The sequence below is a fragment of the Streptomyces meridianus genome (assembly GCF_023703325.1).
GTDB classification, from domain to species: Bacteria; Actinomycetota; Actinomycetes; order Streptomycetales; family Streptomycetaceae; genus Streptomyces; species Streptomyces meridianus.
Window position 1 is genome coordinate 83,652 of sequence record NZ_JAMQGM010000029.1, and the last position, 16,880, is coordinate 100,531.

Here is a 16,880-nt window from a genome sequence, read left to right on the forward strand (position 1 = left end):
TAGGGCCTGTGGAAACGGTGGAAAACCCTGTATCGCCAGGTCAGAGCCCGTTTTTTGTCCACCGGGCCTGTGGGCGGGCACGGTGGACAACCCGGCTGTTCTGTGGATGCCCGGAAGTTCTGCACACCCGGTGCACAGGGGAGGGCCGGTTCTCCCCAGCTGTGTCCCCAGCTTTCCCCAGGTTCTCCCCAGGTATGCCGGCAACCTCGATGTGATGCCTTTCACTCGCACCGGTGACCTCGTGTGTTGTGTTGCCGAACAGTGGACAACCGTGTGGAAAGGCTGTGCACAACACGCTTCTGCCTGTGGGCGGCCGGTGGACAACCCTCCGGACGTCCGCGGAGTAGCCGGCCGGTGCACAGTCTGTGGACATCGCCGGCCCACAATTCCACACCCCTCTGACCACCGGCGACGATGTTCCGGCCGCCTCCGCTGTGGACAGGATCTGGACAACTCGGCAGTCCCCAGGGTGTGGACGGCACAACTGGCGTCCCGGTGTGGAGAACCTGCCCTCCCTGCTCCGGAATCGAACAGGCCCCGGGGCCGGGGACGACGAAGGGCGCCTCCGGAGATCCCTCCGGAAGCGCCCTTCCCGCCCCGCCGTGGCCCTGGGGCCGGCGACGTCAGCCGTTCTTGATGCGGTTCGTGAGCTCGGTGACCTGGTTGTAGATGGACCGGCGTTCGGCCATGAGCGCCCGGATCTTGCGGTCCGCGTGCATCACGGTGGTGTGGTCACGGCCACCGAACTGCGCGCCGATCTTCGGCAGCGACAGGTCCGTCAGCTCACGGCACAGGTACATGGCGATCTGCCGCGCCGTCACCAGCACCCTGCTGCGTGACGAGCCGCACAGGTCCTCCACCGTGAGACCGAAGTACTGGGCGGTCTCCGCCATGATCGCGGTCGCCGTGATGTCGGGTGCCGCGTCCTCGCCGCCTGGGATCAGGTCCTTGAGCACGATCTCGGTGAGACCGAGGTCCACCGGCTGCCGGTTGAGACTGGCGAACGCCGTCACCCTGATCAGCGCACCCTCCAGCTCCCTGATGTTGCGGGAGATCCGGGAGGCGATGAACTCCAGCACCTCCGGCGGCGCGTTCAACTGCTCCTGGACAGCCTTCTTGCGCAGGATCGCGATCCGAGTCTCCAGTTCGGGCGGCTGGACGTCGGTGATCAGGCCCCACTCGAAGCGGTTGCGGAGCCGGTCCTCCAGCGTCACCAGCTGCTTGGGGGGCCGGTCCGAGGACAGCACGATCTGCTTGTTGGCGTTGTGCAGCGTGTTGAACGTGTGGAAGAACTCCTCCTGCGTCGACTCCTTGCTCGCGAGGAACTGGACGTCGTCGACCAGCAGGATGTCCATGTCCCGGTAGCGCTTGCGGAACGCGTCCGCCTTGCCGTCCCGGATGGAGTTGATGAACTCGTTCGTGAACTCCTCCGAGCTCACGTAGCGGACCCGCGTCCCCGGGTAGAGGCTCCGGGCGTAGTGGCCGATCGCGTGCAGCAGGTGCGTCTTGCCGAGGCCGGACTCGCCGTAGATGAACAGCGGGTTGTACGCCTTCGCCGGTGCTTCCGCGACGGCGACGGCGGCGGCGTGCGCGAAGCGGTTCGAGGCACCGATGACGAACGTGTCGAACAGGTACTTCGGGTTCAGCCTGGCCGTCGGTTCGCCCGGGCCCGGTGCCGGCGCCGGCTGCGCGGCCAGGGGCCCCGGGGCTCCGCTGGGCGCGGACTGCGGGCCGCTCCGGCCGCCGTGGGAGCCCGACGCCTGCTGCTCCGGGATCCCGGGACGGTGCTGCTCGTACGGTGCGCGCCCGCTCGGCCGCGGGTAACCCTGCGACGCGTCGTGGTGCCGCTGCATCGGGGGGTGGTCCTGCTGTGCCTCGTTGCGCGGTCCGGTGTACGAGGTGCGCTCGCGGTAACCGTCGCGTCCCTGTTGCTGCCAGTAGTACTCGTCGTGGCGCTCGTGGAGTCCGGGGCCGCCCCTGCCGGGGGGCGAGCCGGGCCAGGCGTCGGCCCCGGAACGGCTCCGCGGGTAGTCCGGGTACGCGGGGCGGGCCGTCGGCAGCGACTCACCGGTCCGGCCGTAGCCGTCGTAGCCCTCATAGCTCTCGTAGCCGTTGTACCCACCGGACGGGACGTCCCGGGCCGGGTCCTCGTAGGGCTGCTGCTCCGCGGGCCGCGACGGGGGACGGCTCTGTGTCGGAACCGGTGCGGCCTCGGAGGCGCTCACGGTGACGGCGAGCCGGATCGGCTGATTGCAGGCGTGGCTGAGGGCCTCGCTGATGACCGGGGAGAGCCGGCCCTCGAGTACCCCCTTGGCGTACTCGTTCGGCACGGCGAGCACCGCGGTGCCCGCCACCAGCACCAGGGGCTGGCAGTCCCTCAGCCACCGCTGGTCCTTGGCCTCGATCCCCTGCCCTTCGTCGAGGAGTTGCTCGAGCACCCGAGGCCATACTGCGGCAAGATCGGCAGGTACGTCAGCCACAGGGCACGCTCTCTCACTCACTGGGCGCGGACGGCGCCGGCAGGTCCCGCCGTGTGCTGGATTCCGGGACGGGGCGGGAAGAATCCGGAGTTCAGCCACGGTAGTCAGCGCAGCATGTGCGGTTCAAGTCGTTGCCCACAGGGTGTGCACACATGTGCCAGGTGCGAGCCCCGCGTCCCACGCCGGTCATCACGGGGCGACCCGGGCGTGGAGCGGCCTCCGCCCGGTGCGCGGCCGCCCCGCCGGGACGCGGTTTGACCGGATGACGCCGCCGCGCGTACCGTGTCGAGGTCGAGTTGTCGATGGCTGCTGCCGCCTGCCTCCGATGGGCAAAGACCACGCGAACGTGTTGAGTGGTGAAGCGGTGCACTCGGGCGTATGCGAGCTCCCTCGCCGGCGCACGGTGACAGCCAAGCGACGTCCCGCCATCACCCGAATCATTTCTGGAGCCCCCGAGTGAGCAAGCGCACCTTCCAGCCGAACAACCGCCGCCGCGCGAAGACCCACGGCTTCCGGCTGCGCATGCGCACCCGTGCCGGCCGCGCGATTCTCGCGTCCCGCCGTGGCAAGGGTCGCGCCAAGCTGTCCGCCTGATAGCAACGGGTCTGCAGTGCTGCCCACCGACAACCGGCTGAGGCGGCGCGCGGACTTTGCGACCGCGGTACGCCGAGGACGTAGGGCCGGGCGCCCTTTCCTCGTCGTCCACCTGTGCAGCCCCTCAGCAGTACAGGGGAGCATGAGCCCGCACGCGCCTGGGGAGAGCGCTTCCCCGGCACGTGCGGGTTTCGTCGTGAGCAAAGCCGTGGGCGGCGCGGTCGTCCGCAACCGCGTGAAGCGGCGGCTGCGTCATCTCGTCCGGGACCGACTGGTTCGGCTGCCCGCAGGTAGCCTGGTGGTCGTACGGGCGCTGCCCGGCGCCGGGGAAGCGAGCCATCAGCAGATGGCCCGTGACCTGGACGCCGCGCTGCAGCGGCTCCTGGGCCGGGGTACATCCCCGGGTTCCGGCACGGGGGACTCCGGAGGCGACGCCGAGGGGAGGCCACCGCGATGAAATACCCGCTGCTGTGGCTGATCAAGTTGTACCAGTGGACCATCAGCCCCCTGCTGGGGCCGGTCTGCAAGTACTACCCGTCGTGCTCGCACTACGGGTACACGGCCATCGACCGGCACGGCGCTGTCAAGGGAACGGTGCTGACCGCCTGGCGCATCCTGCGGTGCAATCCCTGGTCACTCGGCGGCGTCGACCACGTACCACCCCGGAAGCATCCGGTCTGGCACCAAAGGCTGCGGAAGCGGTGGAGTGATCACTCCACCGGGAGGCCGGCGGAACAGCACAAGCCCGAGACTCAGCCCAACGCCCAAGGAGCCTGATTCGTGGACACGATCCTCGGTCCTCTCTATACCGCTGTCTCCTGGATCATCGTCCAGTTCCACTCGCTGTACAGCCTTGTGTTCGACAAGGACAGCGGCTGGGCCTGGGGTCTGTCCATCGTGTCGCTGGTGGTCCTGATCCGCATCTGCCTGATCCCGCTCTTCGTGAAGCAGATCAAGGCGACGCGGAACATGCAGGTGCTCCAGCCGAAGATGAAGGCCATCCAGGAGCGCTACAAGAGCGACAAGCAGCGCCAGTCCGAAGAGATGATGAAGCTCTACAAGGAGTCGGGCACCAACCCGCTCTCGAGCTGTCTTCCGATCCTGGCCCAGTCGCCGTTCTTCATCGCGCTCTACCAGGTTCTGAACCACATCGCCAACAACGAAAAAGTTGGCGTGATCAACCAGACGCTCCTGGACAGCGCCCGTAACGCGCACATCTTCGGTGCCCCGCTGTCGGTGAAGTTCACGGACTCCGCCGGCAAGGTGGAGGCACTCGGCGCCTCGCTGACCGACGTCCGGGTCGTCACGGTCATCATGATCCTGATGATGTCGGCGTCGCAGTTCTACACCCAGCGCCAGCTGATGACGAAGAACGTCGACACCACGGTGAAGACGCCGTTCATGCAGCAGCAGAAGATGCTGATGTACGTCTTCCCCATCATGTTCGCCGTCTTCGGCATCAACTTCCCGGTCGGTGTCCTCGTCTACTGGCTGACCACCAACGTGTGGACCATGGGCCAGCAGATGTTCGTCATCCGCCGCAACCCGACGCCCGGCAGCCTCGCCTTCAAGGAGCGCCAGGAGCGGCTGCGTGCCAAGGGCAAGCTGCAGGAGGACCCGGCCGAGATCGCTGCCAGGAAGGCCGTCGAGGAGGCTCGTGCCCACCGCCAGCAGCCGAAGCGGGTGAGCAAGGCCAAGCGGCACTCCGGAGCGGTGCAGGGCACGTCCAAGGGACAGGCGCCCCAGAAGGCGTCGTCGGCTTCGGCGGGCGAGGAGGCCGAGGCACCCACGCTCGACAAGTCGAAGCCGCAGGGCCGGGCACCCGGGCAGGTCGGCGGCTCCTCCCGTAACGCCAAGTCGGGCAAGGGCCAGCGGCCCAAGCACCCGTCCAAGAAGTAAGGAGGCCGACCAGTGACGGACGGCACCACGACCGCCGACAACGGCGACACCCTCACCCACCTCGAGCAGGAGGGCGAGATCGCGGCCGACTATCTCGAGGGGCTGCTGGACATCGCCGATCTCGACGGCGACATCGACATGGATGTCGAGGCCGACCGGGCCGCGGTGTCGATCATCAGCGATGCGTCCGGCCGGGACCTGCAGAAGCTGGTCGGCAGGGACGGTGAAGTGCTGGAGGCCCTGCAGGAGCTCACGCGTCTTGCGGTCCACCGTGAGACCGGGGACCGCAGCCGCCTGATGCTGGACATCGCCGGGTTCCGGGCGCGCAAGCGTGAGGAGCTCGCCGAGCTGGGCGCCAAGGCCGCCCAGGAGGCGAAGAGCAGCGGTGAAGCGGTGAAGCTCAAGCCGATGACCCCGTTCGAGCGCAAGGTCGTCCACGATGCGGTGGCGGCGGCCGGACTGCGGAGCGAGTCGGAGGGCGAGGAGCCCCAGCGCTGCGTTGTCGTGCTTCCTGCCTGACCTGAGCGCTCCCGGATCTGCAGCCCTGCGGATCCCCGTGGGAAAGCTGAGGAACGGCTTCCGGCCCCGTCTGTACTCAGACGGGGCCGGAATTCTTTCCGCCTGCTGGACAGGTGACCTGCAAGCGCTGTGGCTTTCCGGGGGCAGTCCCGGACCTCCGAGGAAGGAACGTTCCCTGTGACGGACGTAGAAGAGCTCCCCCCGGCCCCCGACGAGGCGAGGACGGTCTTCGGGGAACGTCTTCCGGACGCTGTGCGTTACGCCGAGTTGCTCGCCGACGCGGGGGTCAGGCGCGGCCTCATCGGCCCCCGTGAGGTACCGCGGCTGTGGACCCGGCACCTGCTCAACTGCGCCGTGCTGTCGGAGGCCGTCCCCGAAGGGGTCTCGGTGTGCGACGTGGGCTCGGGAGCGGGGCTGCCCGGCATCCCGCTGGCCCTCGTCCGGCCGGATCTGCGGATCACTCTTCTGGAACCACTGCTGCGGCGGACGACCTTCCTCCAGGAGGTCGTGGAGCTGCTGGGCCTGGAGCACGTCACCGTGGTGAGGGGACGGGCCGAGGAGGTTCTCGGCACGCTCACGCCCGTCCATGTGGTGACCGCTCGCGCCGTTGCGCCGCTGGACCGGCTGGCCGGCTGGGGTGTGCCGTTGTTGCGGCCCTACGGGGAGATGCTCGCCCTGAAGGGGGACACCGCCGAGGAGGAACTCAAGGCCGCGCGTGCCGCCCTCGGCAAGCTCGGCGTGGTCGAGACCTCGGTGCTGCAGGTCGGGACCGGGGTGGTCGACCCGCCCTCCACACTGGTGCGGGTGGAGGTCGGCGAGAGCCCGGGGGGCGTCCGCTTCGCGGCCAAGCGTGCCAAGGCTGCGCGCGCGGGCCGTTCGCGTCGCCGGCGCTGACCGGTGCTGCGGCCCGGGATCCTGCTCCAAACAAGCTGGCGTGGCAGCGGCGTCGGAGTGTCGTCCCGGTCCGGGTGGCGGCCCCGTGCATCTTGTTTCACGTGAAACGTCGCTCCCTTCTCCATGGAATCATCAGTCGTAGTCGCGCGGCGGACGCCCCGCGACGTCGCCCGGCGCCTGCCGGGAAGGCGGGTCCCCGATCGCCGGGAGGCCGTTCCGAAGTGGATTCCTCCACAGGAGAGCGGCCGCCGCTGGTTCATGACCCCGAAACCATGGCAGGCTCTGTTCATTGCGAGCCTGAAGTCGAGGAGAGTGAATCCTTGCGGTCCGACGCCAATATCGCGGGACCGATGACCGATCCGGTCCCCGGTCCCCGCGCAGCCGAGTCCCACGGGGGCCTGCCTTCCGGGCCCTCACCCATGGGTGATGACGTTTCACGTGAAACGCCGCCACCGCCGATGGACGACGCGCCGGTCGGCCGAGCGGCGCAACTGGCCGTGGAAGCGCTCGGCCGCACCGGTGGGCCACTGCCCAGGCCGGAGCAGACCCGGGTCATGATCGTCGCCAACCAGAAGGGCGGCGTCGGCAAGACCACCACCACGGTGAACCTGGCAGCCGCGCTCGCGCTGCACGGTGCCCGGGTTCTGGTGATCGACCTCGACCCTCAGGGCAACGCATCCACGGCGCTGGGAATCGACCACCACGCCGAGGTCCCGTCCATCTACGACGTCCTGGTGGACAACAGGCCGCTGTCCGACGTGGTGCAGCCGGCGCCCGACGTCGAGGGTCTGTTCTGTGCGCCTGCGACGATCGACCTGGCCGGTGCCGAGATCGAGCTGGTTTCGCTCGTGGCGCGGGAGAGCCGTCTCCAGCGGGCGATCCAGGCCTACGAACAGCCGCTTGACTATGTCCTCATCGATTGTCCGCCCTCACTGGGGCTCCTGACCGTGAATGCTCTGGTCGCCGGGGCCGAGGTGCTGATCCCGATTCAGTGCGAGTACTACGCGCTGGAGGGGCTAGGACAGTTGCTCCGCAATGTCGACCTTGTCCGCGGCCACCTCAACCCGAAGCTCCACGTCTCCACGATTCTGCTGACGATGTACGACGGCCGGACGCGGCTGGCTTCGCAGGTGGCCGACGAAGTGCGCAGTCACTTCGGTGCGGAGGTCCTGCGCACCAACATTCCGCGGTCGGTCCGGATCTCCGAGGCACCCAGTTACGGGCAGACGGTCCTCACGTACGATCCGACGTCCAGCGGGTCGCTTTCCTATCTCGAGGCGGCACGTGAGATCGCGCTTCGCGGCGTCCCGGGTACCGCTGGGCAGGCGATGCCGGACGTGCATGACGACGGCCAGGGTGCTCACACCGTGGCGGCCAACACTTCGGCTGGGAACGGCCAGCCGGTTCAGCGCAGCATGCCGGAGGGTTTCAGTGAGTGAACGACGCAGGGGACTGGGCCGCGGACTCGGCGCCCTGATCCCCGCGGCACCGCAGGAGTCGGACCACAACGGTCCGGCGATCGGTGCAGCCGTGACATCGCCGGCAGCCGTGCCGGTGATAACGGCTGAGCGGGGAGGCGTAGCCGCGCCGGCGGTGGGACGCCGGCAGGGCGCGGTGCCGGAGACGGCGACCGAGCCTCAGGAGGCGGAGAGCTCGGCGGCCGTGATGTCGTCCGGCGCGCACTTCGCCGAGGTTCCGCTGGATGCCATCACGCCCAACCCCCGGCAACCGCGTGAGGTCTTCGACGAGGACGCGCTCGCGGAATTGGTCACGTCCATTCAGGAAGTCGGCCTGCTGCAGCCGGTCGTGGTCCGCCAGCTGGCGCCCGAGCGGTTCGAACTCATCATGGGTGAGCGGCGCTGGCGGGCGTGCCGCGAGGCAGGTCTGGAGCGGATCCCTGCCATCGTCCGGGAGACGGACGACGAAAAGCTCCTCCTGGACGCGCTGCTGGAGAACCTCCACCGCGCACAGCTGAACCCGCTCGAGGAAGCGGCGGCCTACGACCAGCTGCTGAAGGACTTCAACTGCACCCACGACCAGTTGGCCGACCGGATCGGGCGCTCCCGGCCCCAGGTCTCCAACACCCTGCGGCTGTTGAAGCTTTCGCCCGCAGTACAGCGGCGGGTGGCTGCCGGGGTGCTCTCGGCCGGCCACGCCCGTGCGCTGCTGTCGGTCGACGATGCCGAGGAACAGGACCGGCTGGCCCACCGGATCGTGGCCGAAGGGCTCTCCGTTCGCGCGGTCGAGGAAGTGGTCACGCTGATGGGCTCCAGGCCCGGTGGCGCCACGAAGCCCAAAGGGCCTCGCGCCGGCACGCGGGTTTCGCCCGCGCTCAGTGATCTGGCCTCTCGCCTCTCCGACCGTTTCGAGACCCGCGTGAAGGTCGACCTCGGTCAGAAGAAGGGCAAGATCGTGGTGGAGTTCGCCTCCATGGAGGATCTGGAGAGGATCCTCGGCACCCTCGCCCCGGGCGAGGGCAAGGTGCTGGAGAGCAAGCTGTCCGATGAGGACTCCGAGCACACCGAGGAGTGAGGCGTCACTGAGGCATCACTCCTGGAGCGGGCGGGTCGTGACGTCCGGCTGCGGTGCGGTCCGTTCGGACCGATACTGCACGGGGACACGACCCGCCCTGTGCTTCGGCCGTCCTGCTGGGAACGCCACGGATACGATGCACAGGGACGGGCGCACCGGGACCGGCCGGGGCGTGCACCACGGTCCGGGGGACTGCAGAAGTGAGGTTGGCTTCATGGGGCGTCGACTGGCACCGCTCACTCTGGACAACCTCCCGGATCTTCCGCGGCGCTGTCGTTCCTGTGTCTTCTGGGAACTCGACCCGGTCAGCGGTGATGCGGCGGTCAAGGCCGGCCACCCGGAGGTCGAGAAGGAGGCGTGGATCTCGGCCGTGCTCCTCGAATGGGGATCCTGCGGCCGGGTCGTCTACGTCGACGAAGTGCCGGTCGGCTACGTGCTCTACGCACCTCCCGCCTATGTGCCGCGATCGACCGCCTTTCCCACCAGTCCGGTGTCGCCCGACGCGGTTCAACTCATGACGGCGTGGATCACGCCGGAGCATCAGGGGCAGGGCCTGGGCCGGATGACCGTCCAGACCGTTGCCAAGGATGTGCTGCGGCGGGGCTTCCGGGCGATCGAAGCCTTCGGTGATGCGCGGTGGAAGGACCCCGCCTGCGTTCTTCCTGCCGAGCACCTGCTGGCGGTGGGATTCAAGACGGTCCGGCCGCATCACCGTTTCCCCCGGTTGCGGCTCGAGCTGAGGACGACGCTGTCGTGGAAGGAGGACGTCGAGATGGCATTGGACCGGTTGCTCGGCGCCGTACAGAAGGAACCCGCACTGCGTCCGCTCTGACACCTCCCCTGCCGCACCACACAACAGGCCCGCCCCGACGAGGGGGCAGGCCTGTTTCACGTGAAACGTGGGCCCGTGGGCCCGTGGGATCACTGACCGAGGAATTCCTCGAGGTCCCGTTCGATGGCGGCCTTCGGCTTGGCGCCCACGATGGTCTTGGCGACCTCACCGTTCTGGTAGACGTTCAGCGTCGGGATCGACATGACGCCGTACTTGGCAGCGGTGGCCGGGTTCTCGTCGATGTTCAGCTTGACGATCTCGATCTTGCCTGCCTGCTCTTCGGCGATCTTCTCGAGCGACGGGGCGATCTGGCGGCACGGGCCGCACCACGCAGCCCAGAAATCGACGAGAACGGGCTTGTCGCTCTTCAGGACGTCCTCTTCGAAGGAGGCGTCGGTCACGTTCTTCAGGGCGCCGGACATGGGCGGGTCTCCTTGAATTCAGGTGGTGCTGTCGGGGGGAAGGTCAGAGAGCTGCCGTGGTCTTCTCCGGCTCGGGGGCGTGCTCGCTGCCCGAGCCGTCGCTCAGTGCGGCCAGGAAGCGCTCGGCGTCGAGAGCAGCGGAGCAGCCGGTGCCCGCGGCGGTGATGGCCTGCCGGTAGGTGTGGTCGACGACGTCGCCGGCGGCGAAGACACCCGTGAGGTTCGTGTGCGTGGAGGGCGCATCGACCTTGAGGTAGCCGTCGTCGTCGAGTTCCAGCTGGTCGCGGAACAGCTCGGTGCGCGGGTCGTGGCCGACCGCGATGAAGAGTCCGGTGACCGGCAGCTCGGAGGTCTCGCCGGTCTTGGTGTTGCGCAGGGTCAGTCCGGAGAGCTTCGGATCGCCGTGGATCTCCGCCACCTCACTGTCCCAGGAGAAAGAGATCTTCGGGTCGGCGAAAGCTCGCTCCTGCATCGCCTTGGAGGCGCGGAGCGTGTCCCGGCGGTGGACGACGGTGACCGACTTGGCGAAGCGCGAGAGGAAGGTCGCCTCCTCCATCGCCGTGTCGCCGCCACCGACGACGGCGATGTCCTGGTCCTTGAAGAAGAACCCGTCGCACGTGGCGCACCAGGAGACCCCACGGCCGGAGAGCTCGTCCTCACGCGGCAGTCCCAGCTTGCGGTGCTGGGAACCGGTCGCCACGATCACCGTCCGGGCCTGGTGGACCGTGCCCGCGGAGTCCGTGACCTTCTTCACGTCGCCGCTCAGGTCCACCGACGCGATGTCGTCCGGGACGAGCTCGGCGCCGAAGCGCTCGGCCTGGGCGCGCATGTTGTCCATGAGGTCGGGACCCATGATGCCGTCGCGGAATCCCGGGAAGTTCTCCACGTCGGTGGTGGTCATCAGGGCTCCGCCGGCGGTCACCGCGCCCTCGAAGACGAGGGGCTTCAGGGAGGCCCGGGCGGTATAGAGAGCCGCCGTGTATCCCGCCGGTCCGGAGCCGATAATGATCACATTACGGACGTCGCTCACGGGTTCTTCCTCGTCTCTGCCGACTACATCCGAGTCCGTTCCGGACTCCCACTGCACCAACGGATCCTACGGGGCGAGCATTCCCCGCGCCGTACGGCGCACGCCGACTCCGTCAGTCGCGCGAGTACGTCCGGGACAGCAGCATCTTTCCGGGGCCGGGAGCGGCTTCGCGGACGCACGAGGCGTCGACGACGTAGGCATCGACGCGGTCCGTGCGGGTCGGGTGGGGCAGGACCACGAGGTAGGACTCGACGCCGCGGAACGTGCCCGTCTGTGCGGCGAGCGCCGTCTCGCTGCGACGGGTGGCCTGCTGAATGCACGGCGGCACCGCGACCGCCTCGGCGCGCAGGGGGCCCGTGGGGCTGGAGCGCACGTCGAACTCCGGCGCCTCCCCGGAGGGTGCCTTGGAGGGCGCCGCGGACCCCTCCTCGGCGAGCAGGGCGTGAACCCGTTTTTCCAGCGATCCGGCGGCGAAGGCGGACGGATCTTCCGAGGCCGGCTTCTCCCGAGCCGCACTCGTGTCGGAAGAAGCATTCCCCTCCACCGTGCTCATGGAGTGGACGACTCCCCCGATGGCCAGTGCGGCGGCACAGCAAGCAGTGCCGATGGCCATCAGCCTGCGGCGCCGACGCTTGGGGCGACCGGGGCCGGCTGGGACGTCGGCGCGCCCGAGGGGCCTGCCGCCGGCTCGTTGCCGGGGCGGCCGCGGCGTGGTTTCACGTGAAACACCTGCATCCTCCGTCGGCGTGGTTTCACGTGAAACGGTTCCCGGCCGGGCCGATTCCAGATGTGTCTCCGCCGCGAGGGCGGCGTCGATCCGGCCGGCAACGTCATCGGGCATCCGTGACGGACCCGGAAGGGTGCCGAGCAGCTCGCGGATCGATTCGAGGGACGCCAGCACATCGGCGCAGAGGTCGCAGCTCGTGATGTGGTCGCGTACGGCTGCTGAACGGTCCGCGGGCAGCACCCCCTCAACGAGAGCGGAGACGTCCTCCACCTCTGGATGCCGTCGGTCGTCGCTCATGGCTGTCACGCTCGCCCACCTCCGTCCCTCACGGCATCGGCGTCCGATGGTTCCGGCCCCGGTGGGACGGATTTCGCTCCGGTTCGGTTCCTTCTCCGGTCCGATTCGGCGGCGGGCCGACCCGTGCGGAGATGCGCAAGGAGGGGAAGCAACCGGGCACGGCCACGGGCACACCGGCTCTTCACGGTTCCCGCAGGGACGTCCAGGATGCGGGCGGCCTCGGCCACCGGATAACCCTGCATGTCCACCAGCACCAGCGCCGCCCGTTGATCGGGCGGAAGGGTGCGCATCGCGGCGATGAGCTCACGGTGGACGTCTCCGCGCTCGGTGGGAGCCGCCGCGGACTCGTGAGGTTCGAGCAGCTGCTCCAGGTGTTCCGTCTCGGCTATCGGCGAGGTGCGCCGGGATGCCGCCTTCCGGGCACGGTCCAGGCATGCGTTGACGGTGATGCGGTGCAGCCAGGTCGTGACGGCGGACCGGCCCCGGAAGGTGTGGGCGGCCCGGTAAGCGGAGACCAGCGCATCCTGGACCGCGTCGGCGGCCTCCTCGCGGTCCCCCAGGGTGCGGATCGCGACCGCCCAGAGACGGTCGCGATGGCGTCGGACGAGTTCACCGAAGGCGCGGGTGTCCCCCGCTGCATGGCGGGCGAGAAGGTCCTGGTCGCTTGCCGCATCGTGCGGCGCTCCGTCCACTGGCTGTCCCCCTCCGCCCCTCCGGCTGAGCCGTCACGGGCGATCAGCCCGTGACCTTGACCTCTGAGATGCCTCCGCGGAACAGCGTGGCCGAGCCGTCCGCGGGCAGCTCGGTGATGTGGACCAGTAGGTATCGCGTCCGGACGGGTTTGTCGAGAGCGACGGACACCTTGCTGCCGGTTCCGGCCGAGTCCGTCAGACGCTCGGAGAAGTCCTCGAGGGACGTCGGATTCACCGCGGAAGGGGGAGCCGCCAGCACGGCGAGGGTGTGGCCGCTGCGGTACATGTCGAGTTCCAGCCCGGAGACCTTCCTGACCCCGCCGAGGTCGATGATGATCCCACTGCCGTCCTTGCGCGTCGGCAGGTTGCCGAAGTTCGCGAAACCCTTGTACTGCGGCGTGACCCACGCCGTGTCCCTACGGCCGTCCACGGCGCGGCTGACCATGCCGATGGGGGCCCCGAGCGGAGAGAACTCCCGGACCTGGGTGATGCGGAGCGGAGTCGGCCTGTCAGTCTTCCTGTTGCCGTCCGTGGGCTGGGAGCTCTCGGAGTCCTGGGTGCGCGAATCGCCCTTCATCAGGGTGTCCGCGAGCTGCCAGCTGCCGAGCCCCAGAGCTGCGATGAGGAGCGCGGAGACGGTCCACTTCAGAGCCTTCCCGGTGCGGCTCTGCAACGGCGGCGGTGGCGGCACCGGCGCCGCCGAGGCCGTTCCCGGCGAGGTTCGCGCCGTCGGGCGGTTGTAGGAGCTCTGCCGATAGCTCCCGGCCTGGTAGGTCGGCGTCGCGAACGACGGCTCCGGCGGCCGGATGCGTGGAAGCGCGGCGACGGCCTTCGCCAGCTCCTCCGGGGTGGTGCACGCGGGCTCCAGCCGCGACGGCGTGGCGCCGTCGTTGACGAGGGCCCGCATGGCGATCTCGGCCAGCCCGCGGTGCACCCCCGCACGCACCTGGTCGGGGGCGATCAGCCCGACCCCCTTGGGCAGGCCCGAGAGTCCGAAGGCGTCGTTCTCGTACGGCCACCGCCGGGTCAGGGCGGCGTAGAGCAGCGCTCCGATCGCCTCGGTGTCGGTGCGCTTGGGGTGGTCGCTGCGGATGCCGCGCAGGGCGGCCATGACCGCCAGGCCCCGGATCCGGTACTGGCCGGATTCGGTGCGCAGGACGCATCCGGGGGTGAGCCGGAGGTGGGCCAGTCCCTCGCTGTGCGCGGCTGCCATCGCCTGGGAGACCTGGTCGACGAGCTGGTACGCCTCATGAGGCTCGAAGGGGCCCGAGGCGAGGAGCGCGGTGAGCTCGGTGGCGTCCGGGAGCCACTCGTGGACGACGTAGACGGCGTCGTCCTCCTCGACCGCGTCGAGAACCTGCACGAACCGTGGATCGCCGAGCAGCGCCGCGGACCGCGCGGCGGCGAGGACCGGCCGGGCACGGGGATGTGCTGCGGGGAGCAGATGCACACCGACCGCTCTGCGCAGCTTCTCGTCGACGGCACGCCAGCTGCTGAAACCGTCCAGACGGGTGAGGCACTCCTCGAGCCGGTACCGCCGGGCGAGTTTGTGGCCGCTGTGCAGATCCAGAGGCTCCACCTCGGGTGTGGCGTCTCCGGTGCCGTCGTCGGTGTCCGCGGTCACGGGAGCTTCCTCGTCCGTCCCGTTCGCCGCATCGGTCTCCTCGGCCTCCACCCCGTCGCCCGTGGCCTCGCCCTGCTGGGCGGTCAGCGACTCCTCGCCGCTGTCGTCGGCCACGTCGACGGCGGCCGTGCTCCGTTCCGCCACCGCGTTCCTGCCTCCCCATCCATCGCACGCGCGTCCACCACAGCCATGACAATTGTGCCCACAGTCCGTCGTCGTGCACGACACACGACGGTGGACGAAGGTTGTTCGATCAGCGGCCGAGACGGCCGCGGACCATGCCCACCATCGCCGTCATCTCCGCGATCCGCATGCGACGTGCGGCTGCGTAGAAGACCACGGCGAGAACGATTCCTCCGCCGGCCAGTGCCGCGAGCGCCCCCGGGACGCTCTGGCCGAGAGCCAGGGTGATGCCGTAGCCGGCCGCCCCCGCGGCGAGCGCGGCGGGCAGGCTGGCCCCCGCCAGACGCGCATAGGTGCGCAGGACATGGGCGCCGTCCAGATCACCGCCAAGACGCCGGCTCAGGCGGTTCCAGGCGACACCCACGCCGACGGCGTAGGCCAGGCCGTACGCGAGCCCCATTCCGGCCACCGCCCAGCGGTCCGGCAGGAGGAAGTAGCTCAGCAGCGAGGCGCCCGCGTTGACGGCAGCGACGATCACGGTGTTGTAGAAGGGGGTGCGGGTGTCCTCGTAGGCGTAGAAGCCGCGGAGCACCACGTACTGCACCGAATACGGGATCAGCCCCAGGCCGAAGGCCATGAGGATGAAACCGATCGACCGGGCGGCCTCCTCGCTGGCCGACGAGAACATCAGTGTGCACATCGGGATGCCCAGAGCGACGAAGCCGAAGGCGATGGGAACGATGGCGACGGCGGAGTTGCGGAGGCCCTGGGAGATGTCGTCGCGGACGGCGGCGGTGTCGCCGTCGTGGGCGGACCGGGAGATCCGCGGCAGCAGGGCGGCCATGACGGAGACCGTGATGATCGCCTGCGGCATCTGCCAGATGAGCAGGGCGTTGTTGTAGGCCAGGATTCCGGTGCCTTCGAATCCCGCCCGGTCGGCGGCCTCGCCGGCCCGGGTGGCGAACTGGGTGACGACGAGCATGCCGGCCTGGTTGGCCAGCACGAACAGGACCGTCCACTTGGCGAGCTTGGCGGCCTTGCCCATCCCGTGTCCGCGCCAGTCGAAGCGGGGCCGGAACCGGAATCCCGCGTCGCGCAGGTAGGGCACCATCGCCAGGGCCTGGACCACGAGGCCCAGCAGGGTGCCGATGCCGAGCAGCCGGACGCCCTCGGGGGTGATGGTGGTGACGTTCATCTTCGAGGTGCTGGCCGTGCCGTAGACCCAGATGAACATGCCGAACGTGAAGATGATGACGATGTTGTTGAGGACCGGGGTCCACATCATCGCGCCGAAGCGGCCACGGGCGTTGAGGATCTGGCCCATCACCACGTGAATGCCCATGAAGAAGATGGTGGGCAGGCAGTAGCGGGCGAAGGTGACGGCCACCTCGTTGGACGCCGGATTGTCGGCGATGGACACCGACATCATGCGGATCAGCAGGGGGGCGCCGAAGACGGTGAGGGCCACCAGCACGCCCAGCACGACGATGACGAGGGTCAGCAGCCGGTTGGCGTAGGCCTCGCCGTTGTCGTCGTCGTTCTTCATGGCCCGTACGAGCTGCGGGACGAACACGGAGTTGAGCCCGCCGCCGATGGTGAGGATGTAGATCATCGTCGGCAGGGTCACGGCCACCGTGTAGGCGTCACCGAGGAACGCCGCGCCCAGGGCCGCTGTGATCACGAGTTGCCGAAGGAAGCCCGTGAGCCTCGAGACCAGGGTTCCGGCGGCCATGACGGCGCTGGACTTCAGCACACCGGAGGCTCGGCCGGCTCGCTTCGCCGGGGCGGGAACCGGTTCCGGCGCGCTCTGCTGCGGCACCGTCTCGGGGCCGTTCCGGCGGCCGTACTCCTGCTGGTCCTGGTACAGGTTGGCGAAGGCGTCCTGCCGGTCCTGCTGCCCGGGCGTGCCGGGGGGATCACTGTCGGCAGGGCCCGCAGCCGTGTCGTACGTCCGATGCGGGGGCTGCTGGGAGGCTTCGGGACGGTGAGGCGGGTGCGCCGCGCGGTCCTGGAGCGCCTCACCGACCGGGTCCTGGGCTGCCGGGTCCTGGCCGGGATAGGGATCGCGGGACCGTACGTCGTCGACGTACGGATCCGGCGATCCCGGTGCGGTGGGCGGGGGCGGAGCCTGACCAGCCGGCTCAGTGACCGGGCCCCGGCCGCGGTCACTGTCGTACGGCGTGTTCATCGCCACCCCACCTCATGATCCGGCCCT

At 69.2% G+C, this 16,880-nt stretch carries 16 protein-coding genes; 9 read left to right on the forward strand and 7 right to left on the reverse strand.

Annotated elements, in window-relative coordinates:
- Positions 1-623: 623 nt before the first annotated feature.
- Positions 624-2,480, reverse strand: a complete 1,857-nt coding sequence (gene dnaA, locus M1E25_RS14140; protein WP_308290426.1) for a chromosomal replication initiator protein DnaA — start codon at positions 2,478-2,480, stop codon at positions 624-626.
- A 456-nt stretch (positions 2,481-2,936) separates the two neighbouring features.
- Between dnaA and rpmH the strand changes: the two genes are divergently transcribed.
- From rpmH to M1E25_RS14185, 9 genes are all read left to right on the forward strand, one after another.
- Entirely contained in the window at positions 2,937-3,074 is a 138-nt protein-coding gene (gene rpmH, locus M1E25_RS14145; RefSeq protein ID WP_251415124.1) for a 50S ribosomal protein L34, read from the forward strand.
- Positions 3,075-3,090: 16 nt separating this feature from the next.
- Entirely contained in the window at positions 3,091-3,531 is a 441-nt protein-coding gene (rnpA, locus tag M1E25_RS14150) for a ribonuclease P protein component (protein WP_251415127.1), read from the forward strand.
- Complete coding sequence (gene yidD, locus M1E25_RS14155) at positions 3,528-3,851, forward strand: membrane protein insertion efficiency factor YidD (RefSeq protein ID WP_251415129.1); 324 nt, start codon at positions 3,528-3,530, stop codon at positions 3,849-3,851. The genes rnpA and yidD overlap by 4 nt, the downstream gene beginning before the upstream one ends.
- A gap of 3 nt (positions 3,852-3,854) precedes the next feature.
- Complete coding sequence (gene yidC, locus M1E25_RS14160) at positions 3,855-4,973, forward strand: membrane protein insertase YidC (protein ID WP_251415131.1); 1,119 nt, start codon at positions 3,855-3,857, stop codon at positions 4,971-4,973.
- A gap of 12 nt (positions 4,974-4,985) precedes the next feature.
- On the forward strand, positions 4,986-5,492 hold the full coding sequence (locus tag M1E25_RS14165; RefSeq protein WP_251415133.1) for a Jag family protein: 507 nt from the start codon (positions 4,986-4,988) through the stop codon (positions 5,490-5,492).
- 177 nt (positions 5,493-5,669) lie between these two features.
- Complete coding sequence (gene rsmG / locus M1E25_RS14170) at positions 5,670-6,386, forward strand: 16S rRNA (guanine(527)-N(7))-methyltransferase RsmG (protein ID WP_251415135.1); 717 nt, start codon at positions 5,670-5,672, stop codon at positions 6,384-6,386.
- Positions 6,387-6,658: 272 nt separating this feature from the next.
- Positions 6,659-7,825: a ParA family protein gene (locus M1E25_RS14175; protein WP_251415369.1), complete on the forward strand. Its 1,167-nt coding sequence runs from the start codon at positions 6,659-6,661 to the stop codon at positions 7,823-7,825.
- Positions 7,818-8,918: a ParB/RepB/Spo0J family partition protein gene (locus tag M1E25_RS14180; protein ID WP_251415137.1), complete on the forward strand. Its 1,101-nt coding sequence runs from the start codon at positions 7,818-7,820 to the stop codon at positions 8,916-8,918. The genes M1E25_RS14175 and M1E25_RS14180 overlap by 8 nt, the downstream gene beginning before the upstream one ends.
- A 214-nt stretch (positions 8,919-9,132) precedes the next feature.
- Entirely contained in the window at positions 9,133-9,750 is a 618-nt protein-coding gene (locus tag M1E25_RS14185) for a GNAT family N-acetyltransferase (RefSeq protein WP_251415139.1), read from the forward strand.
- Positions 9,751-9,839: 89 nt separating this feature from the next.
- On the opposite strand, the gene trxA is transcribed toward M1E25_RS14185, so the two are convergent.
- The 6 genes from trxA to murJ all read right to left on the reverse strand — a co-directional run bounded on the left by trxA (position 9,840) and on the right by murJ (position 16,853).
- The gene (gene trxA, locus M1E25_RS14190) at positions 9,840-10,172 is read right to left on the reverse strand and encodes a thioredoxin (protein WP_251415142.1); all 333 of its coding nucleotides are present in this window, start codon (positions 10,170-10,172) and stop codon (positions 9,840-9,842) included.
- 43 nt (positions 10,173-10,215) lie between these two features.
- On the reverse strand, positions 10,216-11,202 hold the full coding sequence (gene trxB, locus M1E25_RS14195) for a thioredoxin-disulfide reductase (protein ID WP_251415145.1): 987 nt from the start codon (positions 11,200-11,202) through the stop codon (positions 10,216-10,218).
- Between the two features lie 112 nt (positions 11,203-11,314).
- Positions 11,315-12,226, reverse strand: coding sequence for an anti-sigma factor family protein (locus M1E25_RS14200; RefSeq protein WP_251415148.1), 912 nt, complete (start codon positions 12,224-12,226; stop codon positions 11,315-11,317).
- 5 nt (positions 12,227-12,231) lie between these two features.
- On the reverse strand, positions 12,232-12,918 hold the full coding sequence (gene sigM, locus M1E25_RS14205; protein WP_251415150.1) for an RNA polymerase sigma factor SigM: 687 nt from the start codon (positions 12,916-12,918) through the stop codon (positions 12,232-12,234).
- Between the two features lie 43 nt (positions 12,919-12,961).
- Positions 12,962-14,686, reverse strand: a complete 1,725-nt coding sequence (locus M1E25_RS14210; protein ID WP_251415152.1) for a protein kinase family protein — start codon at positions 14,684-14,686, stop codon at positions 12,962-12,964.
- Positions 14,687-14,795: 109 nt separating this feature from the next.
- Positions 14,796-16,853 (reverse strand): murein biosynthesis integral membrane protein MurJ, encoded by a 2,058-nt coding sequence (gene murJ / locus M1E25_RS14215; protein ID WP_251415154.1) that lies wholly within the window; start codon positions 16,851-16,853, stop codon positions 14,796-14,798.
- Positions 16,854-16,880 lie beyond the last annotated feature (27 nt).